This window comes from Streptomyces albiaxialis (assembly GCF_039530985.1).
Lineage (GTDB): Bacteria > Actinomycetota > Actinomycetes > Streptomycetales > Streptomycetaceae > Streptomyces > Streptomyces albiaxialis.
On record NZ_BAAAPE010000001.1, the window covers coordinates 886,330 to 911,317 of the forward strand.

Below are 24,988 nucleotides of genomic sequence, written 5' to 3' on the forward strand. Positions count from 1 at the left end.
CACTCCTTGGGGAGGGACGGGGAGGGCCTGACGGCTTAACGGGACTACTTTCCCGTTAAGCTGAGCAGTACCGTAGCAGGGACGAGGCGTTAATGGAACTGGAGAACCGTTATGGCGCGTGAGCCGGAGGCCAACGAGACCGCACCACCGGGCCCCACCGGGTCCGGCCCTGATCCAGGAACCGGTTCCGGTTCCTGGACCGGAACCGGCCCCGGGACCGTGCGGCCCGGCGGGCGGACGGCGCGGGTCCGGGAGGCCGTGCTGCGCGCGGCGGGCGACGCGCTCGCCGAGTGCGGCTTCGCGCACCTCGACCTCGCGGACGTCGCGCGCCGCGCCGACGTGGGCAAGACGACCGTCTACCGCCGCTGGGGCACGGTGAACGGGCTGCTCGCCGACCTCCTCTCGGAGATGGCCGAGTCCTCGCTGCCCCGCACCGACACCGGCACACTCCTCGGCGACCTCAAGGCGAACGCGGCGCTCGTGCGCCGGACCCTCACCGACCCGCGCCAGGGGCCCCTCTTCAAGGCCCTGATCGCGGCCGCGACCTGCGACGAGCGGACGGCGGAGGCGCTGCGCCGCTTCTACGCGGCGCGCGTCGAGGAGTGGGTGCCCTGCGTACGCCAGGGCGTCGCGCGCGGCGAGGTCCCGGAGGGCACGGACCCGCACGAGGTCGTCCGCGCGGTCTCGGCCCCCCTCTACTACCGCCTGCTGGCGAGCGGCGGCCCGCTGGACGAGACGTGCGCGGAACGCGCCGCGGAGGCGGCGTACGAGGCGGCCCGCGTGGGCGCGTACCGGACCGGCGCATACCGGATCGGCGGCGAACAGCCGAACGAAGGGGAGTGAGGCGGCCGTTCACCTTCGGGGCATTACCCTTCGGGACATTCCCCTTCGGGGGCTCCCCTTCAGGACGTCGCGTCCGTGCCGTTCACCGGCGCCCCCGCCCCTGACAGACTCCGGCCATGACTGATGCTGCTGCTGTGCTGAACGTCGCCGTCTTCGGGGCCGGAAGCGTCGGGTGCTACGTCGGCGGCCATCTCGCGGGCGTCTGCGACGTGACGCTCGTCGGGAGGGCCGCCGCGATGGAGACCGTACGGGAGCGCGGGCTGACGCTGACCGCCTCGGACGCGGACGAGCTGCGCGTGAAGCCGGGCGCGCTGCGCACCGCGAGCGACGCGACGGGCGTCCGGGACGCCGACTACGTGCTGGTCACCGTGAAGTCGGCGGCCACGCGGGAGGCCGCCGAGGCGATACGCCCGCACCTGCGGGACGGCGCCGTGATCGTCAGCTTCCAGAACGGGCTGCGCAACCCCGGCATCCTGCGCGAGGCCCTCCCCGGCCACGAGGTGCTGACCGGGATGGTGCCGTACAACGTGCTGGGCGTCGGGCCCGGCACGTACCACCGCGGCGTGGGCGGCGCGCTGATGCTCGACGAGGGCGCGGCGGGCGCGCGGCTCGCCGGGGCGCTGCGGGACGCCGGGCTGGAGGCGGAGACGCGGGCGGACATGCGGGAAGTGCAGTACGGGAAGCTGCTGCTGAACCTCAACAACGCGGTCAACGCGCTCTCCGGGCTGCCCCTGCGCGAGCAGCTCGCCCAGCGCGCGTACCGCCGGTGCCTCGCGCAGTGCCAGGAGGAGGCGCTGGCCGTCTTCCGCGCGGCGGGCGTCGAGCCCGCGCACCTCGGCCCGGCCGCGCCCGACCTGATCATCGACGTGCTGCGCCTCCCCGATGACGACTACCGCCAACTGGCCGCCGCGAGCCTCGACATCGACGCGACGGCCCGTTCCTCGATGTGGGAGGACTTCCAGCGCGGCCGTCCCACCGAGATCGACACCCTCCAGGGCGAGATCGTGGCCCTCGCCGCGGCGCACGGCCTGGAGGCCCCCGCGAACGCCCGTATGACCGCCCTCGTCCACGAGGCCGAACGCGCGGGCGAGCCCCCGTCCTGGCCGGGCCCGGAGCTGCTGGCCGCGCTCACCCAGGGCTGAGCGCCACGGGACGGCGGCGGCTCAGAGCACCTCGCGGGCCGTGTGGGCGAAGGCCCGGACCGTGGGGGTGTGGTGGGTCTGCCGCCACACCAGCCCGTACGCGAGCGGTTCGGCGTCGGCGAGCGGCACGTAGGTGACGCCGGGCCAGGGGTGGTACGTCGCGGCGTGCGCCGCGGTGAGCCAGGCGCCCTTCTCGGCGGCGACGAAGACCAGGGCCTCCTGGGCGTTGGACACCGCGGGGCCCTGCGGCACCGGGCGGCCCGACGGGGTGCGCTCCGGGGCGAGCAGGACGCGGCAGGCGGCGGGGAGCGGGGCGTCGACGGTGAGGACCGGGACGTCGGCCAGGTCCTCCAGGGAGGCCACGGGGCGCGAGGCGAGCGGATGGGACCTGCCGACGGCCAGCACCCGGGCCTCGGTGAACAGCACGGGGCCGCTCGCGAGGTCGGACTCGGTGCCGCCGACGGGGAGTTCGACGAGCTGCGTGTCGTAGATCCCCTCGCGCAGCGCGCTGTACGGGTCGGCGAACGGCACCTCGCACACATGCACCTCCACCCCCGGGTGGCGGGCGCCCAGCGCGTCGGCGGTCCGCATCACGGCCTCGCCCGCGAGGGGGCCGGAGAAGCCGACGTTCAGCGTGCCCTCGACGGCGCGGGCCGAGGCGGCGGCGCGGGCGAGCGCGGCGTCGATCGCGCGGTGGTGCGGCTCCAGCTCGTCGCGGAGCGCGGCGCCGAGCGCGGTGAGGACCACCCGGCGGCTCGTACGGACGAACAGGGGCGCCCCCACGCGGCGTTCGAGCCGCTGGACGAGCTGGCTGACCCGGGCGCGGGAGAGCCGCATCCGCTCCGCCGTACGCCCGAAGTGCAGCTCCTCGGCGAGGATCAGCAGCACCTCCACCTCCTCGCGCTCCATGCGCTCGCCCCTCCCGCCCAGGATGTTCGGTAAGCCTGGCTTACCGAACATTGCGATGTTCGCCGTTGTTCCCCCTCCGCCCGCGCCCGAGGGTTGAGGACATGTCCACCACCACCTCAGGCCCTGCCCCCGTCCGCATGTCGCGGCGCGAGGTCGGCGTCCTCTTCGTCCTGTGCGGAGCGATCTTCCTCGAAGGCATCGACATCGCGATGCTCAACGTCGCCCTGCCCGAGATCCGGGCCGACATGGGCATGGCCACCGGCGAGCTGCAGTGGGTGATGAGCGCCTACGTGCTCGGCTACGGCGGCTTCATGCTGCTGGGCGGGCGCGCGGCCGACCTGTTCGGGCGGCGCCGGATGTTCGTGTCCTGGCTCGCCGTCTTCCTGGTCTTCTCCGGCCTCGGCGGCTTCGCGACGGAGGGCTGGATGCTGATCGTGGCCCGCTTCGTGTCGGGTGTCGCGGCGGCGTTCATGACCCCGGCGGGCCTCTCCCTCATCACCACCGGTTTCGCGGAGGGCCCGCCGCGCGACAGGGCGCTGCTGATCTACTCCGGGACCGGCGCCGGCGGCTTCGCCAGCGGGCTCGTCATCGGCGGGCTGCTCACCACCGCCGGATGGCGCTGGGTCTTCTTCGCGCCGGTCGTGATCTCGGCGGTGGTCCTCGCCGCCGCGCTCGTCTGGATCCCCAGGGCCCAGCCGCCCGTACGGGAGCCCGGGCAGCGCTTCGACGTCGCGGGCGGCGTGGCCGTCACGGCGGCGATCGTGCTGCTCGTCCTCGGTGTGGAGCGCGCCCCGCACGCCACGCCGGGCGTCACCGCGCTCACGGTGGCCGCGGGCCTCGCCCTCCTCGCCGTCTTCGTCGCCGTCGAACGCCGCTCGGCGGCGCCGCTGATCCGCCTCGGCATCCTCCGCTCGGCCGCGCTCCTCCGCGCCAACGTCTCCGGAATGCTCCTGGCCGCCGGGTTCTTCGGCTTCCAGTTCCTCGTCGTGCTCTACCTCCAGGAGCTGCGGGGCTGGAGCACGATGGAGACCAGCCTCGCGATGCTGGTCGCGGGCGCCGACGCGATCCTGTCGCCGACCCTGACCCCCGTGCTGGTACGGCGCTTCGGCCACGCCCGGGTCATCTTCGCCGGGCTGCTGGCGGCCACGCTCGCCTACGGGCTGTTCCTGCCGCTCGGCGCCGACTGGACGTACCTCGCGATGCTGCCGAGCCTCATCCTGATGGGCCTCGCCTTCGCACTGGTGTACGGGCCGCTCACGATCCAGGTGACGACGGGCATCCGGGAGGACGAGCAGGGCCTCGCGGGCAGCCTCTTCTACACCTGCTTCCAGTTCGGCGCGGCCCTCGGCCTCTCCTCCGCCGCGGCCGTCAACGTCGCGGCCACGCACGGCGGCTCGCCCTCAGCCGCCCTCGACGGATACCGCGCCGCGCTCCTCGTCCCCTTCCTCATCGCCCTGCTGGCGGCCCTCGTCAACGGCGCCGCCCTGTTCAAGCGCCACCACGTCGCCGTACGACGGCACGTGCCCGGCGACGGGACGCCCCTCGCGCACGGCGACGGCGGCCTCGACGGCGGCACCGAGCGCCCGGCGGAAGAGCAGCGAGCCGAGGCTCACCCGGCCCACCCCCAGCTCGGCCAGCACGGGGAGCGGGGGCAGGGCAGGGGTGTGCAGAACGTTGAGCGGGACGCCGAGGGCGGCGACCAGCCGGGCGAGGTCTGCCGGGTCTGAGACGCCGGGGACGAACGCGCCATCGGCGCCCGCGCGTTCGTAGACGGCGAGCCGTTCGAGCGCCTCGTCCAGCCGCCGGTCCCCGGCGGGGCCGGGGAGCCAGTGGGTGTCGGTGCGGGCGTTGACGAAGAGGCCCGGCGCGGCCTCCTTCACGGCGGCGATCTTCTCCGCGTGGGCGGCGGGCGGCCCGAGGGCGTCCTCCAGGTTGATGCCGACGGCCCCCGCCTCGCTCAGCTCGCGCGCGAGCGCGGCGACGGCCGACGGGTCGTCGCTGAACCCGCCCTCGATGTCCACGGACAGCGCGCATGCCGCGCCGCGCAGCCGGTGTGCCAGCCGTACGGTCTCCTCGCGGGCCCGCCGGGCCCCTGCCCCGTCCTTCGCACCGGCCGCGGCGGCCACGCCGAGGCTGGTCGTCCCGATCACCCTGAACCCCTGTGCGGCGAGTGCCGCCGCCGAGGCGTGGTCCCAGGCGTTCGGCATCAGCAGCGGCGCGGACGGCCCCTTGTGCAGGGCGGCGAACGCCGCGCCGTCCCTGGGCGCCGCGCCCGTCCTGCCCCCGCCCGCACGCCGCAGACCACCGGTGCGCGGTGGCTCAGCGCGCAGTTCCCCGCGCCCCAGAAGCCACCCCTCCGGGGCGCTTCCCGGCTCCTGGGCGTGCCCCTCCAGGGGCGCGGGGAACTGCGCGAGCGGCCACGACGCGGCCGCAGACCGCGAAGCAGCGGCGGGGCACCCCGTACCCGGCGGCAGGTCGGCATCCGCGGACAGGATGGCCGTGGCCAGGGCCAAGGCGTGGGGTCGGCCCGGGCAGGGGCGGGGAGCCGCACCGAACGCGAGGGTCACCGAAGGGGGCGCCGCCTCCGCCGTGCGGAGCAGCACCGTGTCGCCCGGCGCGATCGACGCCACGCCGACCCGCGTGGCCGAGGCGGCCCGCCGCCGCATCGTCCGGAGCGGCGGATCCTCCCGGAGCGTACGGGCGAGGAGCGTGCCCACGTCCTCGCCCTCGCGCCGCCCACGCCGCGCCCGCGCGACCAGCGCGGCCGTCGCGTCGCACGCCTGCACGAGGAGCCCGATGCGGTTCGCCGCCAGTTCCGCTTCGCCCCCGACGCGCGGCAGCAGCCAGGCCACCGCCTCGTCGCCCGCCGGGTCCGGGCCGTCCCCGCCGAAGTAGCCGCCCGCGACGACGACCACGGCACGCGCGACGCCCTCGGGGTCCCCGTACCCCAGGCACGCGGCGAGCGCGCCGACCGCCGTCAGCCGGTCGTCGCCGAGGCCGGGCCGGGCCGCGGCGGCGCGCCGCAGCGAGTCCGGCGCGAGCCGCGCCAACTCGCCCTCCACCAGCGCCCGGCGCCGCGCGTGCGCCTCCCCCGCGCAGAACCGCGCGACCGTCGCCCGCAGCCACGCCATGGTCCCCGGAGCCCCGGCCCCCCGCTGCCCGCCGTCCGGCGGAAGGGGCGGCTCCGGAACGAGCGCCGGGTCCGCGAGCGCGGCGACGACGTCCTCGTAGCGGTCGAGGACGATCTCCTCGTGACGGTCGAGGACCACGTCCCCGTGGCGGTCGAGGACCACGTCCCCCTGGCGGTCGTTCCCGTGCGTCCCGTGCGTGCTCATGCTCCGACGCTAGGCCCCCCTCACTTCGGCCCCCGCCGAAGTGAGGGGTGGCGACGCCGTTCCCGCACCGGCCTCCCACGGTTCAGGACAGCGTCTCGCAGAGGTCCTCGTACTCTCCGTCCAGCGCGAGGACCTCACGCTTCGTACGGTCGCCCTCGGTGGTGATCTTGATGGACAGGTAACCGCGCGCGATGATCAGCTTGTTCGCGGGCTTGTCGCCCTTGTGCAGCACCCCGGCCCAGTCGGTACCGCTGAGGATGTCCGTGTTCTTGTCGGGGTACGTGTGCGTGCCCGTGCCGGAGATGTCGCGCTCGACGGTCTCGCCGGTCTCGGTGTTCGTCACGCGCGCCACCAGGGGGCCGCTCTCGATCCCGAACACGGGGTCGCCCGCGTCGTTCTTCCAGGTCCGCAACGTCAGGTCGGCGACGGGGAATTCGGTGTGCATGTCGAACGGGCACACGTCCCCCGCCGGGTTGTCGCGCGGCTTCATCTCCGGGTGGGTGACGTACGGCCCGTGCAGTCCGCCGCCCGTCCTCTCGCCGCGCGTCCTCTCGCCGTCCGCGCCCTGTCCCGCGTTCGCGCCGGGTGCCGCCGTCAGCAGCCAGGTGACGGCGGCACCCGCGGCGAGCACGGCGAGCGCCCGTGTTCTCCTCCGCGTGCTCATGGGCCTACGGTGCCGGGAGGGGGACGTGCCGGGAAAGACGATTCGGCCGTGACCGACACGTCCGGACCGCGGCGTCCGTATCGGCACGTCCGGACCGGCGCCTCCGGACCGGCGCCTCCGGACGGACTCGCGCAGGGGGAGGACGAAGGGAATTGCGGATCCATTTCACGGTCGGCGACCTCGCCAGGACGCGGCTCGGCAGCCGCCCCAGCCCGCTCGCCACGGCCACGTTCAGCGCCTACCGGCTCTCCCGGCCGCCCACCCGCACCGAGCCCTCGATCGACCTGTGGCGCCGCACCGTACGGGCCGCGTGGCGGCAGCCCCGGCCGCCCATGTTCAGCGAGCTGGCGGCGAGCGAACCCTCGCACCCGATCCCGCGCTTCCTGCGCCCGTACGAGGGACTGCCCTCTCTGAACGCCGAGTTGGCGCGTCTGCGCGCCACCCCGCGCTCCGCGCTCCGCGCCGACCTCGCGTACGTGGCACGGCACCGGGAGATGCCCCGCTGGGCGGGCGATCTCGCGGACGGGGACGACGGCACGGCGAACGGGCTGGTCGCGTCCGTCCGCGCCTACCACCGGGTGGCCCTCGCGCCGTACTGGCACGGCATGGCGGCGGGCCTCGACGCCGACCTCGCCGCCCGGGCCCGGCAGTGGCGGGACGGCGGAGTCGAGCGCGTGCTCGAAGGACTCGGGCCCGCCTTCCACTGGCGCCCGCCCTTCCTGGAGATCGAGGACGTCGCGGGCCCCGACTACGAACTGCGGGGCCGGGGACTGCTGCTGGCGCCCGCCGCGTTCTCCGCGTACTTCCCGTGCGACCCGGACGACGAGCAGCCCGCGCTCTTCTACGAGGTGCCGACCCGGCCCGCCCGTTCGGACCGTGCCGCCCTCTCCGCCCGTTCCGGCCGTTCCGGCCGTTCCGCCGCCGGGACCGGCGAGAGCGGGCTCGCCGCGCTGCTCGGGCACAGCCGCGCCGCCGTCCTCGAAACGGTCGCCGCGTACGACGGGCTGTCCACCGGCGCACTCGCCCGCCGTGCCGGGCTCTCGTCCCCCTCGGCCAGCGAGCACGCGAAGGTCCTGCGCGGCGGCGGGCTCATCGCGACCGTCCGCTCGGGCAGGACCAGCCGTCACACGGTCACCGAGCTGGGCGCCGAGCTCCTCCTGCGCGCGACGACGCCCGCCGAGCACACCGCCACCGCCAGCAGCGCCACGGCCAGCGCCGCCACCAACGCCGGGGGCACGAGGGCCGGTTCGCCGGGCGCGCGGGTCGCGCCCATGTAGTCGAGCGGGGGCATCCCGTTGACGACGACGTACCAGAGGGGCAGATAGACGGCCTGGAAGAGCCGGTGCGTGCGGCTCACCGTGCCCAGCGCGAGCGCCAGCGCGGGCACGAACAGCGCGCCCGCCGCCCAGGACGCGACCCCGTGCCCCTCCCCGTCGCGCACGAGCACCACGAGCGGGCCCAGCCCGAGCACGGCGGTGAGCGCGACGCCCGCCGCCCACTCGGCGCAGACCCGCCGCGCGGGGCGGGGCGCGGCGCCCAGCAGCGCCTCGACACCGTGCTCGCGCGCCTGCGTGCCCAGCCTCGACCACAGCACGACGGGCCACACCCACGCCATGGGCAGCACGACGCGCGTGGCGCCGCTGCCGGTCGCGGCCAGCGCGGTGAGCGAGATCAGCGCGGCACCCGCCCACCACCAGGGGGACACCCCCCGCACCAGCACCCGCAGTTCACCGCCGAGCAGCCGGGGCAGCGCGGGCCCGCCGGTGCGCGCCGGGGTCACGGGCAGCCCGGACGGGGGCGCCGACCAGGCCACGCGGGACTCCTCACGCCGCCCCCGCGTGCCCGTGCCCTCCGCCGCCGCCTCCTTCGCCCTCGCGCGCGCCGGGTCGAAGCGGGTGAACCAGAGCGCGGGCAGCAGCGCGCACGCCACGGCGCCCGCCATCAGCGCCGCGCGGCCCAGCAGAAAGCCGGTGTCCGGCGTGAAGCCGCCCCAGTCGAAGGGGGACAGCGGCTTCTCGACGTAGGTGAAGCCGAGGCTGAACTCCCCGCCGCGCACGTCCTCGCCGCGCAGCGCCTCCCGCATCGAGTCCGCCGCGACGTCCGTGCCGAGCGCGCCCTGGCCGCCGAGGACCAGCACCATCCACACGAAGAACCACACGACGTTGCCGAGCCCGCCGCGCAGCCCCGGCACCGCCTCCATCAGCAGCGCGGCGGCACCGGTCACCACGGCCAGCGGCAGCGCGATCACCACGAACGGCAGCAGCAGTTCGCCCGGACGCACCGCGTACGACTCGCCGCGCAGGAGCTGCATCGCGAGCGCGGTCACCGCCAGCACGCCGAGCATCGACGCGAGGACGAGCACGTTGCTCAGCAGCTTGCCCGCGAAGTACGTGAGGCCGCGCAGCGGCGTGGCCGCCAGGAGCCTGCCGACGCCGCCCGCCTCATCGCGCGTGACCGGCCCTCGTACGACGTAGAACCCGCCGAGCGCCAGCCACAGCGCCCCGGCGAGCGAGGTCGCGAAGCCGACGTACGCGCTGGTGTAGCGGCCTCGGAACGGGCCGATCTGGAGGATCGCCCAGTGCGATTCCGTGTCCGGCACGGCGAGATAGCCGAGCCCCACGGCGGCGAGCAGGATGACCAGGTACGCGGGCCGCCGCACCCGGTCCCGGAAGTCGGCGACCGCCACACCCCAGGCGCCGTTCACAGGGTCACCCCCGCGTTCACGACGGCCAGGTAGGCGTCCTCCAGGTCCGGCACGGCGGGCGCGGCGCCGGCCTGCGGGCAGGTGTGCGACAGCACCCGTACGCGCACGCCCTCCGCCGTGCGCACCATCCGGCTGACCAGGTGCCGCGCCCGTACGGCCGTGAGCGCGTCCGGCGGGATCGTCAGCTCCCACACCATCCCGGCGGTCTCGCGCAGCAGTTGCTCGGGCGTGGCCCGGCGCAGCAGCCGCCCGCCCGCGACGACGGCGATGTCGCGGGCCACGGACTCGACGTCGGAGACGATGTGCGTGGAGAGCATCACGACGCGGTCGGCGGCCAGGTCGCTCAGCAGGTTGCGGAACCGCACCCGTTCCTCCGGGTCGAGCCCCGCCGTCGGCTCGTCCACGATCAGCACCTGCGGGTCGGCGAGGAGCGCCTGCGCGATGCCGACGCGGCGCAGCATGCCGCCGGAGTACGCGCCGAGGGGGCGCTTGCCCGTCTCGGCGAGGTTGACGAGGTGCAGCAGCTCCTCGATCCGCGCCCGCGCGGCACGGGCCCGCAGGCCCTTCGCGGCGGCGAGGTACGAGAGGAACTCCCGCGCGGAGAGGTTGGGATAGACCCCGAAGTCCTGTGGCAGGTACCCGAGCCGGGCCCGCAGGGCGCCGGGCCGCGCGACGGCGTCCTCCCCGTGGAAGAGCACGCGCCCCGCCGTCGGGCGGGTCACGGTCGCCGCGACGCGCATGAGCGAGGACTTGCCCGCGCCGTTGGGGCCCAGCAGTCCCACCATCCCGGGCCCCATCCGCAGCGTCACGCCGTCGACGGCACGCTTCCCGCCCCGGTACGTCTTGCTGACGTCGACGAGCTCGAACACGCGGTTTCCTCCCGGCAGGCTGCTTTCGGTACGCCCCCGAGCCTGCGCCGGGACACCGGTCCCGCACATCTGCCGAACGGCAGATATCGCGCCCCCGCCTCAGCGCCCGCCCCCACGTCAGCGCCCGCGCCCGCTTCGGCGCCCGCGCCCGCTTCGGGCCCGCGTCAGCGGGGCAGCGTCGCCCGTACCCGCCAGCCGTCCCCGTGCGGCCCCCACTCCAGCGTTCCGCCCAGCGCCTCGACGCGCGCCGCGAGCCCCGCGAGGCCGGTGCCGCCGCCGTCCCGCGCGCGCTTCCTGCCCACGGGCGCCCCGCCGTCGTCCGTGACGGCCGCCTCGACGCCGTCCGCGCACCGCGCGACCCGTACCCGTACGGCCCGCGCGCCGGGCGCGTGCCGCCGTACGTTCGTCAGCGCCTCCGTCACCACCCGGTGCAGGGCGTCCTCGGCGGCGCGCGAGAGCGTGCCGGACACGTCGTCGGCGAGGTCGAGCCGCGCGCCCGGCACATGGCCGACCGTTTCCGGAAGGTCGGCGAGGCCCCTGACCCGTACGGGCGCCGACTCGGTCCGCAGCGAACGCACCGTGTGGTCCATGGAGTCCAGCGCCCGCGTCCCCGCCGCCTCGATACGGGACAGCGCCTCGCGGTCGTCCTCCTCGCCGCCCCCGAAACGGGCTGCCTGGGCCTCCAGCACGATGCCCGTCAGCTCGTGCGCGACGAAGTCGTGCAGGTCGGCGGCGACTTCGAGCCGCTGGGCGCGCAGCGCGTCGGAGACGGCACGGGCCCGGCGGTTGTCGAGCGTACGGAAGTACAGCCCGACGCCCACCGCGCAGCTTGCCGGGAAGAGGGCGAGCGCGCAGGTGAGGGCCACCGCCTGGCCCTCGGCGCCGGGGTGCGCGAACAGGAACCGCACGGGCAGTGCCACCAGCGCGCACACGGCCAGCGCCCCGGCCCCGGCCGCCTGCCGCTCGGGAGCCCGCCGTACGGCCCGCCCGGTGAGCACGAGCAGCGCCGGGAACTCCACCAGCGCCCACAGCACGAGCTGCGCCTTGGGCCCGTGGAACGCGACGTCGGCGCCGAGCGAGAGCAGGGCGGCACCGGCGACGAGCGGCGCGGCCCGTACGGTGCCGGGCAGCAGGGCCGCGAACGCCGCGCCCGCGGACGGTACGGCGACCACGAGCGCGAAGGGCAGCCCCGCGAGCGAGGGCAGCAGGACGACGGCTGCGGCGAGCCCGGCGAGGACCAGCCGCCCCCTGTCCCGCGCCACGGGCGTCACGGGGGGCGGCCCCGTCACGGCGTGCCCTCCGCGTACCCCATCTCCCAGGCGTGGACGGCGACGCCCACCCGGTTGCGGGCGCCGAGCTTGCGCTGGATCGCGGCGACGTGGGTCTTGACCGTGCCCGGCGAGATGAAGAGGGCACGGGCGATGTCGGCGTTGGTGAGGCCCTGCGCGACGTGCCCGGCGATCTCCTTCTCGCGCGCGGTGAGTTCCTCGTGCGGCGGCGCGGGCGCCTTCGGAGCCCTCGGGCCGGGGCCGGGGCCGGAGGCGTGGGCGGAGGCGGGCCCTCCGGTGACGTGCTTGAGGAGGCGGACCGTGACCGAGGGGCTGATCAGGCTGTCCCCCGCGACGGCCGCCCGTACCGCCTCCACCAGCAGCGCTGGCCCCGACCGCTTGAGCAGGAAGCCGGAGGCGCCGTACCGGAGCGCCGGGTAGACGTACTCGTCCAGGTCGAAGGTGGTCACGACCACGACCCGTACGCCCTCGGGGCCCCCGCAGAGGCGGCGGGTGACCTCGATGCCGTCGAGGCGCGGCATACGGACGTCCACGAGCGCGACGTCGGGCCGCAGCGCGCGGGCCTGCGCGAGGGCCGCCTCGCCGTCGGCCGCCTCGCCCACGACCTCGATGTCGTCCTGGCCGGAGAGGATGCGGCGGATGCCGCGCCGGACCATCTCCTGGTCGTCGGCGACCAGGACGCGGATCGGCGCGCTCACGCGGATTCCCCCTTCGGCGGCCAGTGGTCGAGCGGGAGCGGGCCCCGGCTCAGCGTCGTCCGGATCGCGAAGGAGCTGTGCGCGTCGCGCACGGGGTGGATGCCGAGGATGTCGTCGAGCAGCACCCGCTCGTACGCGGCGAGGTCCGGGACGACCAGCTCCAGCAGGAAGTCCGCGTCGGCGCCGGAGACGACATGGCAGGCGACGACGGCGGGCAGCGCGGTGAGCGCGTCCTCGATCTGGCGGGAGACGGCGCGCGAGTGCTGGTCGACCTTGAGCGAGACGAAGACGGTCAGCCCGAGGCCGAGCCGGGCCCGGTCGAGATCGGCGCGGTATCCCTCGATGAGCCCGTCGGCCTCCAGCGCCTTGGTGCGGCGCAGGCAGGCGGAGGGGGAGAGGCGGACGGCCTCGGCCAGCTCGACGTTCGGGATGCGCCCGGCGCGCTGGAGATGGGCGAGGATCTCGCGGTCCACACGGTCGTAGGCGGGGCGGGAGGAAGGCTTCGGCATGCTGTGCAGCGTAATCCCGCATTCGCGGCACGGAATTGTGCGGAAGCCCGCCGGCACGACCGAACTCGACACCGCGTGCGGCGCCTTCCGGGCCATTCTGCCGCCATGACTCCACCCGACACCTCCCTGTCCACGACCCGTGCCGCCTCCCTCTACATCGGTGCCCTCCTCGGCCCCGGCCTGCTCCTGCTGCCCGGCCTGGCGGCGCGCGCCGCCGGTCCCGCCTCGGTCCTCGCGTGGGCCGGACTGCTGGTGCTGTCGGCGCTGCTGGCGGCGGTGTTCAGCGGGCTCGGCACCCGCGTCGGCTCGGGCAGCGGCGTCGCCGGATACGCGGCGGCCGGGCTCGGGGCGCGGGCCGGTCGCGCGACCGCGTGGTCCTTCCTGGCGGGCGTGGTCGCGGGCGCCCCGGTGGTGTGCTGGATCGGCGGCACGTACGTGGCGGAGCTGACCGGCACCGGCCGCACCGGCACCTTCGTGGCGTCGGCGGCACTGCTGGCGGTGGTCCTCGCGATGCGGCTCGCGGGCGCGCGTACGGGCACGGGCGTGCAGCTCGCACTGGTGTCAGGCCTGACGGTCCTGGTCGTCCTCGCGGTGGCGGGCTCGGCCGGGTCGGTACGGGCCGCGCACTGGGAGCCGTTCGCGCCCCAGGGCTGGTCGGGGGTGACCCGGGCCGCCTCGCTGCTGATGCTGTCGTTCGTCGGCTGGGAGGCGGTCGCGCCGCTGACCGTGCGGCTGCGCGACCCGCGCCGGACGCTGCCGCGCGTCATGGTCCTCGCCTTCACGGTGACGGCCGCGCTCTACCTCGGCCTGGCCTGCGCGACGGTGGGCGCGCTGGGCCCGGACGCGGGCGGCGAGGTCCCGCTGGCCGACCTGCTGGAGCTGGCGATCGGCGGCGCGGGCCCCGCGGTCGCGGCGGCCATGGCGGTGGCGCTGACGCTGGCCGCGACCAACGCCTATCTGACGGGCGCCGCGGCGCTGGCCGCCGAGCTGTCGCCCCGGGCGGCGGGCCGGGGCGCCTCCCGCGCGCTGACGCTGGCGATCGGCGTCGCGGGCGCGGCGCTGCTGTCCCTGGCGGGCGCGGGCGCGGTCACCCCGGAGGCCCTGGTGACGGTGCCGACGGCGCTCTTCCTGCTCGTCTATCTGACGTGCACTGCGGCGGCGACCCGCCTGCTGACCGGCGGCTACCGCGCCGTCTCCGCCGTGGCCTGCGCCCTGGTGGCCCTGCTGCTGGCCACCTGCGGCTGGGCTGCTCCGGCGGCGGGCGCTGTGGCGACGGTGGCGGCGCTGGGCGCGCGAGAGCGCTCCGGCGGCAGCGGTGACGGCAGCGGCTCCGGCCTGTCCGGCACGGAGCCCGACCGGTCACGACGGCCACGCGGGCGCGCCCGCGTCCGCGCGGATTGACGACGCCGCAAGCCGCCCCCGCCGGGGACCGCTGGTCCGGCGTAGGCGCGCCCTCGCGTGCCCAGCGCCGCGTCCCCGGACGCGCCCGTGCTGTAGCGAACCTCGTGGCCGTCGCACGCGAGGTCACGCGCGTCCCCGAGACCGGCTGACGTCCCCGTACGGGCCCGTGGCTGCGCCCGCCTGCCGTCGGGCGTCAGCCGCGGGCCGTGGGGAGGGCGACCTGACCGGTGACGAACCGGCTCCAGAGCCCGAAGCCCAGGGCTTCCCGGGCGGAGCCGTGCTCTGCGCGAAGCTGTGCTTCGTCCCGTCCGCCTCCCGGACGGCGCCGAACGTCACCGTGAACCGGCTGACCGCCGGGCGGTCCTGAGGCGGGTCGGCGCTCGGAACGATCAGCTCGTCCAGGACTGGACGGCCGCGTCGAGCGTGTCGATGTCGACCGGCCCTTCGACCTCCGGTTCCCCGGGGTGCGCGGGCCCGCCCGGAGCCGGGTCGGGGAGTGCGGCGGCAGCGGACGGGGCGGCGAGTGGACCGGTCAGCACAGCGGCGGCGACGGCGGCCACGGCAGTGCGGACGGCGGCGGGCTTCGCGGAGCGGCGGGACGGGCGGGATCAGCGGCGGTTCACGGATCTCCGATCTCTTCGATTCGATTCCCTGCGATCCGATACGTATCGTCCGAGCGTTCGGGACGGAACACGGCGGCGCGGGCTACCGCACGTAGAGCAGGGTGCCGAAGCCCAACTCGTCGAAGCCGCCGCTGTTGCCGCCGTAGTCGCCGCCGCCGCCCTCCGGGGAGTTGGTCTCGGCCATCTTCCGCATGTTCGGGCAGTCCTGGTTCAGCCGGCCCGAGTAGTGGTGGTAGACCCGCTCCCAGACCGGGCGCGCCTGGCCGCGGCCTCCCTCTCCAGGAACGGTCTGGTTCACGTCGTCGCAGTTGTTGTAGGTGGTGTACGGCACATCGCGACCCAGGTTGTACCGGGCCACGTACTCGCACGCCTTGCGGAACCTGTGATCGTCCGCGGCGTAGAGGTCGACGCCCTGGCTGTACGCCATCTCGCACAGGGTGCCCATCAGGCCGATGCCCATGATGCTGTGCGCCTGGTCGCGGCCTGTCTCCTGCCACTGTGCGAGGCCCTCGTCGTCATGGACGAAGGGGATCGCGTTGGCGAGCGCGCCGGCGCCCGCGCCGTTGTGGAAGTAGTCCACCGCCTCGTCGAACGTGGCCTGGTCGTCGCAGAGGATGCCGATGGCCATGATCGAGGCCATGTTGCACAGGTCCCAGTTGGCCCAGTAATGGGTGTCACAGGTCCCGTTGTGACGGACCAGGAAGTCGCTGTTCAGCGGATAGAAGACGTCTTTCATCAGCTTCTGGAACCGCGGCAGGTCGAAGCCCTCGTAGTCGCGCATGATCTCGCCGACGTTGGCGAACTGATACCCGTAGATGCCCGACGCGAGCCGCGACTCGGAGTAGGTGGGGTCGAGGGACTTCAGCGTCTCCGACCATGCGTTGCAGATGTCCCGCGCGGTGTCGGCATGGGCGGTGTCGCCGGTCACCTTCCAGCGCAGCGCGTTCTGATACGCCGCGTGGACGTCTCTGTAGAGAATCCCGTAGTTCTCTCCCTTGCCGCCGCCGCGGATGATCGTCTCCTGCGGGTCGGGGGCCCAGTCCGCCGAGGAGTGCGGGTTGGCGGTGAGCCGTTCCCAGCCGGCCCGCCATGGCTGGTCGCCCGCTGCGACCTTCTCCGCCATCCGGTCGAAGGCCTCTTGGGTGTGCAGCGCACCCGGGTGCGTGAAGGGGGCTGCTTTGGCCCCTGCCCTGGTCCCTTCCTCGGCAGCGGCGTCGGCGGGGTCGCCGTTCCAGACGGCGGTCGCGCCGCCCACGGCCCCGGCCGCCGCCAGCCCTCCGGATATCTGCAGAACTCTGCGGCGGCTCATGCGGTGTGCGTTGTGGTGACCCATGTAAGGGCTCCTCTGAGTGGGGGGTGTGGGGATGTGGGGGAGAGATGGCGCGTCAGATGTTCCGGCCGAAACCTCGCACAGCGTTCGGAATTCCGAACAGAATCATCACGCCGCGCACTCAGCTTCGAAGTGGGCCCAAATGCTGTCAAGTGGCGTGCGCAGCATCGGATTTCCCCCCTGCCACGGCGGGGCCGCGGCCGACTCGGCCGCGGCCCCGCTCGGACATCGGGGGCAGGACGGGATCAGGACGGGATCAGGAGAGGTCAGGACGGGTCGCCGTACTGGAGGCCGCGCCCGTTGGTGCCGACGTAGACGCGGCCGTAGGTGTCGGGGTCGCCGGTGATGACGCCGGAGCCGCCGATGGCGCCCCACTGGTGGGCGTCGTCGTTGACACGGGTCCAGGTGGCGCCCTTGTCGGTGGAGCGGAAGATTCCGGTGACATCCTTGACGGTGCCGATCATGTACATGGTCCGGTAGAAGGCGCCGGGCTTGGCCTTGCCGAAGCCAAGTGCCGAGGCGGACTCGGCTGTCTTGAGCGTGGTGAAGGTCCGGCCGCCGTCGGTGGAGTGCAGCAGCCCCTTGTCCCCGCCGGCGATCCACAGGTCCCCGGCCTTGCCGGGCAGGGCCGTGAGCTTGCCGGAGAGCAGGCCGGAGGCGCGGGCGGTGAAGGTCGCGCCGCCGTCGGTGCTGGCGTACAGGGTGCCGCCGGACAGCGAGTAGAAGGTCCGGGGCGAGGAGCGGTCGGCGACGACCACGGCGCCGGTGTCCAGGCCGTCCGCCTTCTTCCAGCTCGCGCCCTTGTCGGTGGAGCGGTAGGGGGCCTGGCCGTCCTGGGTCCACACGATGCTGGAGCCGTCGGCGGCGAGCGCGACGTGGCCGGTGTCGGCGCCGGCGACCGGTTCCGAAGCGAAGCCGTGCCAGCTTCTGCCGCCGTCGGTGGAGTAGGCGCCGTCCTGCTTGCCGCCGCGGCCGACACGCACCATCGTCTCCGGCTCGGACTGGGCGAAGTCGATGTCGGTGCTGTTGGTCATCGTCGGGTTCTTCAGCCGGCCCGCGGCGGGCGACTTGGTCAGGGAGTCGTGGCGGAAGCCGCCCAGGTCGCCCATGGAAGTCACGACTTGGGCGCCGCCGGGCGGGGCGACCGCGTCCAGTACCGCGGTCTCCTCCAGCCCCCGGGCCCCCGGGGTCCAGTGGCTGGTGCCGCCGTTGTCGGTGGCGTCGGCGTCCTCGCTGCGCCAGATGCCGCTGCCGGTTCCGTAGAGCGCGTGCCCGGAGTCGAAGGGGTCGATGGCCAGGGCCGTCATCCAGTGCCCGACACCGTCACCGACGTAGGGAGCGGCGGAGGCGTCCCGGCGCGACCTCTTGCTCTGCGTCTTCCAGGACCTGCCGCCGTCCGTGCTGCGGTAGAGCTCGTCCTCGGGATACCAGCGGCCGAGCGTGGTGGCCATCACCGTGGACGGCTTGCGCGGGTCGACGGCCAGGCCGGAGAACCCGTAGTTGCCCTGGGAGGGGGAGATGTCCTTCCACTTCCCGCCGTCCGGCGTGTGCTTCCACACCGATCCCGCCGTCACGTCGTTGGGACCGAGGGTGTTGGTGTACGTCACGTACAGCGAGCCGTCACCGGAGAGCACGCCGTGCTGCGGTATCTGGCCGGTGGGCTGCCCGGGAACGGCCTGCCAGGTCCTGCCGCCGTCGGTGGAGCGGTACAGGGACCGGGACTTGTCGGCGACACCCACATAGACCGTCTTGCTCTTGGCCGGGCCGTAGGTCACGAAGGAGATGCCCCCGCCGCTGCTCGCCCCGTCCTTGACGGGAAACGAGGAGACCTGGCTCCAGGTCCCGCCGTGGTCGGTGCTGCGCCACAGGCCGTTCTTGCGGGTGCCCAGCAGCAGGGTGCCGTTGTCCGCGGGGTCGACCACGAGCCGTTCGCCCGCCCCGCGGCCGTCCTCGTTGGCGCCCAGCTTGAAGGGCAGGCTGGTGCGCTTGAAGGTGCGGCCCCGGTCGGTGGAGCGCAGGAGCGCGCCGTTGCCCGCCTTGTCGTCGGTGTAGGTGCCCGTCGCGAGGTAGAGCCGGTCGGGGTCGACGGGGTCGGTGGCCACCGAGTCGATGCCCAGGTGGTTCCAGTCCTTCTCGCCGAGCCAGTCGGTCAGCGGGATCCACCGCTCCGACCTGGCGTCCCAGCGGTAGGCGCCGCCCATGTCGGTACGCGCGTACAGCAGGCCCTTCTCCCGCTGGTTGAAGACCAGCCCGGTGACGTAGCCGCCGCCCACCACCTCCGCGTTCTTCCAGGTGTACGGTCCGGCTGCGCCCGCGGGGCCGGCCTGCGAGTCCTCCTGCGCGAACAGAAGATACGGCACGAGGATGGCGGACACACCGAGCGAGAGACCGGCGACGGTCCAGCGACGACGGCGGTGGCGCCCATGGCGTCTGCCGTTCGGAAGATCGTTCATTGGGGGGATGTTCTCCTTGCGGATCGTTCACCAGAAGAAGGTCGGATCCGGACGGTGGAGAGACCGGATCCGACTTCTTGTCGTCACCGACACCGCAAAGGGTTGCCACTGCACGGCGATCAGCCTCGTGGGAGGGGGAGGGCGTCAGAGACAGAGCTGACGCTCGCAGGCCCGGCGGTACGTCTCGCGTTCACCGACCCGGCCCACAGCACGCGCACGCTCGCGCGCCCGCGCGCCGGCAGTGCGGCCAACAGGTCCCCGTCACCCGCGGGTTCCGGTCACCGACCGCGCGACCAGCGGCCACCCGTCCCGCCCCGGTCGGCCGAAGGTCCCCAACGGCCCGGCACCGGTGATGGCGCCCGCCGCCTGGTCCTCGTTCATCGACGCCCTCAAGGGCGGGGACGGGGAACTCCCCGCCTGAGGCCGCGTCGGGGGCGGGGCCTCAGCCCAGGCCCCGCCCCGACAACGCCAGCGCCCGCTCGAAGTCCGAGGCCCCCGCCGGCACCGGCCGCGCCTCGGCGAAGCCGTCGTACTGGCGGTAGATCTCCGCGTGCTGCTCGACCACGCCGAGCACGAACGCACCCAGCGCGGGCGAGACCCGCACCTCCTGGCCCGTCGCCCGCGCGACGTCCCACCCGTGCACGGCCATCTCCTTGATGACCATCCCCGCGATCTCGGCGGCCGGCATGACCATGCCCCCGCCGAGGTCGATCTCCCCCTCCCATGGCTCCGGCGCGGCCCAGGCCGCAACCGCCCGTTCGAGCTGGGTGGCGTAGTCCGCCGCCCAGCCCGGCTCGGCCGGAAAATCGCGGGCCGACAGGCCCTCCGGCAGTGGTTCGCGCCGCGCACGCCGCTCCAGGCCGTGCGCGGTGTAGAGGACCCAGTGCTGGAGCAGCGCGCGCAGGTCCCAGTCGGCGCAGGGGGTGGGGGCGCCCAGGGGCGCGTCCGAGGGGACGCCGCGCGCGATGCGGGCCGCCTCGGCGGCGGCCTCGCGCATGCAGATCAGACCGTTTTCGTACACCTGTTCGCTCATGCGGCCCACGCTACGGCTCCGCCTCTCGGCCCTCTTGAAGAAATACGACACAGGGTGTCCGCATTACTGAGTACGCTGTACTCAATGAATCCCATGACCCACGCCGACGCCCACAACGTCATCGAGGTCCGCGGCGCCCGCGAGAACAATCTCGCGGACGTCGACCTGGACATACCCAAGCGCCGCCTGACCGTCTTCACCGGTGTCTCCGGCTCCGGCAAGTCCTCGCTCGTGTTCGGCACCATCGCCGCCGAGTCCCAGCGGCTGATCAACGAGACGTACACCGCGTTCATCCAGTCGTTCCTGCCGAGCCTGGGCCGCCCCGACACCGACACGCTGCGCAATCTGAGCGCGGCCATCGTCGTCGACCAGGAGCGGATGGGCGCCAACTCCCGCTCCACGGTGGGCACCGCCACCGACGCGTACACGATGCTGCGGATCGTCTTCAGCCGCCTCGGCACCCCGCACATCGGCACCTCGACCGCCTTCAGCTTCAACAGCGCCGAGGGCATGTGCCCGGAGTGCGAGGGCCTCGGGCAGGTCTCGACCATCGACGTCGACGAGATCCTCGACCGCGACCTCTCGCTCAACGAGGGCGCGATCACGGCGCCGGGCTTCGCCGTCGGCAACTGGTACTGGCAGGTGATGGTCTCCTCCGGGCTCCACGACCCGGACAAGAAGCTCAGGGACTACACCGAGCAGGAGTGGACGGACCTCCTCCACCGCCCCACCGGCAAGATCAAGCTCGACCCGGGCGCGGGGGTCACGAACGTCACGTACGAGGGCGTCGTCACCCGCATCCAGCGCACGATGCTCGCCAAGGACCGCGACTCGATGCAGTCGCACATCCGCGCGTTCGCCGACCGCGCCGTGGTCTTCGCCGCGTGCCCCGCCTGCGAGGGCACCCGGCTCGGCCCCGCCGCGCTCTCCTCCACCATCGGCGGCACGAACATCGCGCAGTGCTCGTCGATGCAGATCAGCGACCTCGCGGAGTTCGTGAAGACCCTGGACGACCCCGCGGTGGCGCCGCTGCTGGCCACCCTTCGCCAGACCCTGGACTCGCTGGTCGAGATCGGCCTCGGCTACCTCAGCCTCGACCGCACCTCCTCCTCGCTCTCCGGCGGCGAGGCCCAGCGCGTGAAGATGGTCCGCCACCTGGGATCGAGCCTGACGGACGTGACGTACGTCTTCGACGAGCCGACCGTCGGGCTGCACCCGCACGACATCCAGCGGATGAACGACCTGCTGCTGCGGCTGCGCGACAAGGGCAACACCGTCCTCGTCGTCGAGCACAAGCCCGAGGTCATCGCCATCGCCGACCACGTCGTGGACCTCGGCCCCGGCGCGGGAGCGGACGGCGGCCGGGTCTGCTACACGGGCGACGTCCCCGGACTGCGCGCCTCCGGCACCCTCACGGGCCGCCACCTCGGCCACCGCGCGCGGCCGCGCGAGACGGTCCGTACGCCCAAGGGCGAACTGCTCATCGAGGGCGCCTCGCTGCACAACCTCAAGGACGTCAGCGTGCGCATCCCGACCGGCGTCCTGACCGTCGTCACGGGCGTCGCCGGGTCCGGCAAGAGTTCGCTGATCCACGGCTATCTCGCGGGCAGGGACGGGGTGCTGGTCGCCGACCAGTCCCCGATCCGCGGCTCCCGGCGCAGCAACCCGGCCACCTACACGGGCCTGCTGAGCCATGTGCGCACGGCCTTCGCCAAGGCCAACGGGGTCAAGGCGGCGCTCTTCTCCGCGAATTCGGCCGGCGCCTGCCCCAAGTGCAACGGGATCGGGCTCGTCTACACCGACCTGGCGATGATGGCCGGGGTCGCCTCGGTCTGCGAGCAGTGCGAGGGCAAGCGGTTCACGCCCGAGGTGCTGACGTACACGCTGCGCGGCAAGAACATCAGCGAGGTGCTGGCCATGTCGGTCGCCGAGGCCCGGGAGTTCTTCCCCTCGGGCGCGCCCCGCGCGGTTCTCGACCGGCTCTCCGACACCGGGCTCGGCTACCTCCGCCTGGGCCAGCCGCTCAACACCCTCTCCGGCGGCGAGCGCCAGCGCGTGAAGCTCGCCATCCACATGGCCGAGAAGGCCACGACGTACGTCCTGGACGAGCCCACGACGGGCCTGCACCTGGCCGACGTCGACCAGCTCCTGGGCCTCCTGGACCGGCTGGTGGACGACGGCGGCACGGTCGTCGTCATCGAGCACCACCAGGCCGTGATGGCCCACGCCGACTGGATCGTCGACCTGGGCCCCGGCGGCGGGCACGACGGCGGCGAGGTCGTCTTCACCGGCACGCCCGCCGAGCTCGTCGCCCGCGGGGACACCCTGACGGCGGCCCATCTGCGGGAGTACGTCGGCGGCTGAGCGCCGCGCGGGCCCGGACGGCGCTCAGCGCGTGAGCAGTGCGGGGTCCAGTTCCCCGTCGAGGAGCTGCCGCGCGACGTCGGCCAGCCGGACCCCGTGCGCACGGGCGTACGTCCGCAGCACCGCGAACGCCTCGTCCAGGCTGGCCTGCCGGCGCTCCGACAGCACGCCCTTGGCCTGCTCGATCGCGATGCGGCTGGTGAGCGCGGCCTGCAACTGCGCCCTCTCCAGGTTGCTCTGGGCGAGGGTGCGCTGCTGCAGGATGGCGATGGTCGCCACGTCGGCGAGGGCCTGCGCCACCCGCGCGTCGGCCGGGGTGAGCGTGCCCGCCCGGGTGTGGAAGAGGCTCATCGCGCCGATGGGGCGGTCGCGCAGGCGCATCGGCAGCGCGTGGGCGACCAGATACCCGGCCTCCCGCGCCCGCCGCGCGAACGGGCCGAGCCCGTCGGCCTCCCCGAGCCCCGTCAGATCGACGTCGAGCCGGGCGACGCCGCTGCGGAAGCTCTCCGCGCTCGGGCCCCGGTCGTGCTGGAGCGCGAACAGCTCCAGCAGGCCCGCGTGTTCGTCGGAGGCGGCGATGGGCTGGAGCGCCCCGTGCTCGTCGGCGATCACCACGCCGACCGCGGCCACGCCGAGCAGCTCGACGCACCTCACCGACATCCGGTGCAGGAAGTCGATCAGGTCGAAGTCCTCGGTCAGCGTGTCGATGGCCTCGACGACGATCTCCAGAACCCGTTCCTCGCGGGCCATGTCCTTCATCCCCTCACCTCGACGGCAGGGTCGGTCCCCTGGCCGTCGTCTCGAAACCGCAGTCGCCGGGCGACGACGTCCTCCGCCACCTCCACCACCGGCCTGCCGTACCGGTACGCGTGGGCGCGCAGGAGCAGGAGCGCCTGGGCCACGGGAACGCCCGCCTGGACACTGACCATCCCGCTCGCCTGGTGCACCACCACCCGGTGCAGCCCGGAGCCGTCACCCTCCGGGCCCCCGGGCCGCCCGTCCCCGCCCAGCACCACCCCCGTCAAAGCGGCGCCGAGAACGATCGCGTCATCCATCTGTGCCGGGGAAAGCGGCCCGGCCCGTCCTCTGTGCAGCGTAAGTACCCCCACGCCCGCCGCACCCACCCTCAGCGGAAAACAGAAGACCGCGCCCACCGCGAGCGCGGTCAGCTCCGGGAGCAGCAGCGGCCACCGGGAGAGGGGGACTCTGCCGAGGTCGTGCTCCAGGACCAGCGAGAGGCTCTGGAGCGCCTCGACGCCCGGCCCCTCACCCAGGGTGAACTGGAGGTCGTCCAGCCGCGCGCTCACCCCCGGAGTGCTCCACACCAGCTCGCTGTGCCGGTCGCCGGCGGCCAGGGAGACGGCGACGCCGTCCACGCCCAGCACGCCCGCGTACTGCCGGGGGTCGCCCCCCACGAACCGCTGCGGCGCGGGGTCCCTGAGGGTGTGCAGCAACGCAGCCATCCGAGCACTGGCTACCATCGCTGTCCTTCCACGGTCCGGGCCCGGGGCCCTTTTTGTGCGCAGCCTAGCGCCGGGACCTCGGCCCCGGCGCGGTCCCGGCGCCCCGCCCGCCTCCGTCCGGATCACCGCCGGTAACGGCATAGCGCACCCCTGTCCAGAACTTCCCGGAATCCACACTCGAACGGGTGATTTCGCCCTCGGGTTGACGTGATGAATCGTCTCTTCGCACCACAGGCCGTACGGCGGCGATTAACCTCCCGGAATCCGGCCCCGGACCCCGGCCGCGCACACACCGGCATCTGCCGGGACCGCCGCCGCCAGGGATGAAGGTCCGCTCATGGTTACCACCCTGCACCACCCCACCACGGAACACAGCGGTTTCTGGCTCGTCCAGGCCTCCGGCGAGCTGGACATCGACACCCTCCCCGGACTGGAGCGGGAGCTGTTCCAGGCGCTCGGCGCCTCCCCGCCGCCCTCGACCCCGCTGCTCGTGCTGGACCTGCTGCCCGTGACGTTCCTGGACTGCGCGGCCGTGCGCCTGCTGCACCGGACCCGGTCCGCCGTCCTGGGCCGGGGCGGCTGGTTCAGCCTCGTCCACTCCGAGCGGCCCGCCGGGCTGCTGCTGCGCAGGCTCCACCTCCAGCACCTCTTCCCCGGCCACGCCTCCGTCGCGGACGCCGTACGCGCGGCCTCCGTGCCCGCGTGCGGTGGCGGGCCCGAGGGTTCCGCCCCAACAATGGCATATGAGCGGAATACCGGGTAACGACCCTCTCGCACCTTTCGCCCGGCTCGCCAAGAGCGCCTGGCAGACGGTGCTCACCGGCGGCGTGCTGGCGCTGGCCCTGGGCGTGCTGGTGCTGGTCTGGCCGGGCGTGACACTGCTCGTCGTCGGCGTCCTCTTCGGCATCTATCTGCTGGTCAGCGGCGTCGCCCAGCTCGTCGCCGCGTTCGGCACGCACACCGCGACGGAGCTGCGCGTGATGGCCTTCATCAGCGGCGCCCTCTCGGTCCTGCTGGGCCTCTTCTGCTTCCGGGGCGCGTTCCAGTCGATCCTGCTCCTCGCCCTGTGGATCGGCATCGGCTGGCTCTTCCGCGGCATCACCCAGACCGTGGCCGCCGCCTCCGACCCGGGGATGCCCGCGCGCGGCTGGCAGGTCTTCCTCGGCGTCGTCAGCGCGCTCGCGGGGATCGTCCTCCTCGTCTCCCCGTTCGAGTCGGTCGCCGTCCTCACCGTCGTCGGCGGCTGCTGGCTGATCGCGCTGGGCGTCGTCGAGATCGCCACGGCGCTCCGCGTCAGGGGCCGGCTCCGCGAGCACGGGACCACATCCCCGGCTCCGTGAACACAACGACCACAACAAC

General features: G+C 74.1%; 20 protein-coding genes and 1 pseudogene. 7 read left to right on the forward strand and 14 right to left on the reverse strand.

Annotated elements, in window-relative coordinates; translation table 11 throughout:
* Positions 1 to 111: 111 nt before the first annotated feature.
* Both ABD343_RS03855 and ABD343_RS03860 read left to right on the forward strand, forming a co-directional pair.
* Complete coding sequence (locus tag ABD343_RS03855; RefSeq protein WP_344523919.1) at positions 112 to 843, forward strand: TetR/AcrR family transcriptional regulator; 732 nt, start codon at positions 112 to 114, stop codon at positions 841 to 843.
* A 116-nt stretch (positions 844 to 959) separates the two neighbouring features.
* Positions 960 to 1,985 (forward strand): 2-dehydropantoate 2-reductase, encoded by a 1,026-nt coding sequence (locus ABD343_RS03860; RefSeq protein WP_344523921.1) that lies wholly within the window; start codon positions 960 to 962, stop codon positions 1,983 to 1,985.
* A 21-nt stretch (positions 1,986 to 2,006) separates the two neighbouring features.
* Here ABD343_RS03860 and ABD343_RS03865 read toward each other — a convergent pair whose 3' ends face one another.
* Positions 2,007 to 2,894 carry a LysR family transcriptional regulator gene (locus ABD343_RS03865; protein WP_344523923.1) on the reverse strand — a complete coding sequence of 296 codons (888 nt, stop codon included), beginning with the start codon at positions 2,892 to 2,894 and terminating at the stop codon, positions 2,007 to 2,009.
* A 137-nt stretch (positions 2,895 to 3,031) separates the two neighbouring features.
* Between ABD343_RS03865 and ABD343_RS03870 the strand changes: the two genes are divergently transcribed.
* Complete coding sequence (locus ABD343_RS03870; protein ID WP_344524379.1) at positions 3,032 to 4,621, forward strand: MFS transporter; 1,590 nt, start codon at positions 3,032 to 3,034, stop codon at positions 4,619 to 4,621.
* Here the strand turns inward: ABD343_RS03870 and ABD343_RS03875 are convergent.
* The 7 genes and pseudogenes from ABD343_RS03875 to ABD343_RS03905 form a co-directional block, all read right to left on the reverse strand.
* A pseudogene (locus tag ABD343_RS03875) lies at positions 4,502 to 6,229 on the reverse strand (isocitrate lyase/phosphoenolpyruvate mutase family protein); the annotation flags it as partial. The gene ABD343_RS03870 and the pseudogene ABD343_RS03875 sit on opposite strands and share 120 nt — an antisense overlap.
* Before the next feature lie 82 nt (positions 6,230 to 6,311).
* Positions 6,312 to 6,893 carry a hypothetical protein gene (locus tag ABD343_RS03880; RefSeq protein WP_344523925.1) on the reverse strand — a complete coding sequence of 194 codons (582 nt, stop codon included), beginning with the start codon at positions 6,891 to 6,893 and terminating at the stop codon, positions 6,312 to 6,314.
* 1,123 nt (positions 6,894 to 8,016) lie between these two features.
* Positions 8,017 to 9,597, reverse strand: a complete 1,581-nt coding sequence (locus ABD343_RS03885; protein ID WP_344523927.1) for a hypothetical protein — start codon at positions 9,595 to 9,597, stop codon at positions 8,017 to 8,019.
* A complete protein-coding gene (locus ABD343_RS03890) occupies positions 9,594 to 10,466 on the reverse strand; it encodes an ABC transporter ATP-binding protein (RefSeq protein ID WP_344523929.1) in 873 nt (290 codons plus the stop codon). Before ABD343_RS03890 ends, ABD343_RS03885 begins: the two co-directional genes overlap by 4 nt.
* A 164-nt stretch (positions 10,467 to 10,630) precedes the next feature.
* Entirely contained in the window at positions 10,631 to 11,755 is a 1,125-nt protein-coding gene (locus ABD343_RS03895; protein WP_344523931.1) for a sensor histidine kinase, read from the reverse strand.
* Positions 11,752 to 12,459 (reverse strand): response regulator, encoded by a 708-nt coding sequence (locus ABD343_RS03900; protein WP_344524381.1) that lies wholly within the window; start codon positions 12,457 to 12,459, stop codon positions 11,752 to 11,754. The genes ABD343_RS03895 and ABD343_RS03900 overlap by 4 nt, the downstream gene beginning before the upstream one ends.
* Positions 12,450 to 12,962 (reverse strand): Lrp/AsnC family transcriptional regulator, encoded by a 513-nt coding sequence (locus ABD343_RS03905; protein WP_344523933.1) that lies wholly within the window; start codon positions 12,960 to 12,962, stop codon positions 12,450 to 12,452. Before ABD343_RS03905 ends, ABD343_RS03900 begins: the two co-directional genes overlap by 10 nt.
* Before the next feature lie 105 nt (positions 12,963 to 13,067).
* Here ABD343_RS03905 and ABD343_RS03910 point away from each other — a divergent pair, with 105 nt between their 5' ends.
* The gene (locus ABD343_RS03910) at positions 13,068 to 14,363 is read left to right on the forward strand and encodes an APC family permease (protein WP_344523935.1); all 1,296 of its coding nucleotides are present in this window, start codon (positions 13,068 to 13,070) and stop codon (positions 14,361 to 14,363) included.
* Between the two features lie 389 nt (positions 14,364 to 14,752).
* Here ABD343_RS03910 and ABD343_RS03915 read toward each other — a convergent pair whose 3' ends face one another.
* From ABD343_RS03915 to ABD343_RS03930, 4 genes are all read right to left on the reverse strand, one after another.
* A complete protein-coding gene (locus ABD343_RS03915) occupies positions 14,753 to 14,923 on the reverse strand; it encodes a hypothetical protein (protein ID WP_344523937.1) in 171 nt (56 codons plus the stop codon).
* Positions 14,924 to 15,068: 145 nt separating this feature from the next.
* Positions 15,069 to 16,319, reverse strand: a complete 1,251-nt coding sequence (locus ABD343_RS03920) for an alginate lyase family protein (RefSeq protein WP_344523939.1) — start codon at positions 16,317 to 16,319, stop codon at positions 15,069 to 15,071.
* 263 nt (positions 16,320 to 16,582) lie between these two features.
* The gene (locus tag ABD343_RS03925) at positions 16,583 to 18,769 is read right to left on the reverse strand and encodes a WD40/YVTN/BNR-like repeat-containing protein (RefSeq protein ID WP_344523941.1); all 2,187 of its coding nucleotides are present in this window, start codon (positions 18,767 to 18,769) and stop codon (positions 16,583 to 16,585) included.
* Between the two features lie 442 nt (positions 18,770 to 19,211).
* On the reverse strand, positions 19,212 to 19,802 hold the full coding sequence (locus ABD343_RS03930; RefSeq protein WP_344523943.1) for a TIGR03086 family metal-binding protein: 591 nt from the start codon (positions 19,800 to 19,802) through the stop codon (positions 19,212 to 19,214).
* 84 nt (positions 19,803 to 19,886) lie between these two features.
* Here ABD343_RS03930 and ABD343_RS03935 point away from each other — a divergent pair, with 84 nt between their 5' ends.
* Positions 19,887 to 22,166, forward strand: coding sequence for an ATP-binding cassette domain-containing protein (locus tag ABD343_RS03935; RefSeq protein ID WP_344523945.1), 2,280 nt, complete (start codon positions 19,887 to 19,889; stop codon positions 22,164 to 22,166).
* 24 nt (positions 22,167 to 22,190) lie between these two features.
* Here ABD343_RS03935 and ABD343_RS03940 read toward each other — a convergent pair whose 3' ends face one another.
* Entirely contained in the window at positions 22,191 to 22,925 is a 735-nt protein-coding gene (locus ABD343_RS03940; protein ID WP_344523947.1) for an ANTAR domain-containing protein, read from the reverse strand.
* A complete protein-coding gene (locus ABD343_RS03945; protein WP_344523949.1) occupies positions 22,922 to 23,629 on the reverse strand; it encodes an ANTAR domain-containing protein in 708 nt (235 codons plus the stop codon). The genes ABD343_RS03940 and ABD343_RS03945 overlap by 4 nt, the downstream gene beginning before the upstream one ends.
* 337 nt (positions 23,630 to 23,966) lie before the next feature.
* On the opposite strand from ABD343_RS03945, the gene ABD343_RS03950 reads away from it, so the two are divergent.
* Positions 23,967 to 24,392, forward strand: coding sequence for an STAS domain-containing protein (locus tag ABD343_RS03950; RefSeq protein WP_344523951.1), 426 nt, complete (start codon positions 23,967 to 23,969; stop codon positions 24,390 to 24,392).
* Positions 24,373 to 24,969 (forward strand): HdeD family acid-resistance protein, encoded by a 597-nt coding sequence (locus ABD343_RS03955; protein ID WP_344523953.1) that lies wholly within the window; start codon positions 24,373 to 24,375, stop codon positions 24,967 to 24,969. The genes ABD343_RS03950 and ABD343_RS03955 overlap by 20 nt, the downstream gene beginning before the upstream one ends.
* Positions 24,970 to 24,988 lie beyond the last annotated feature (19 nt).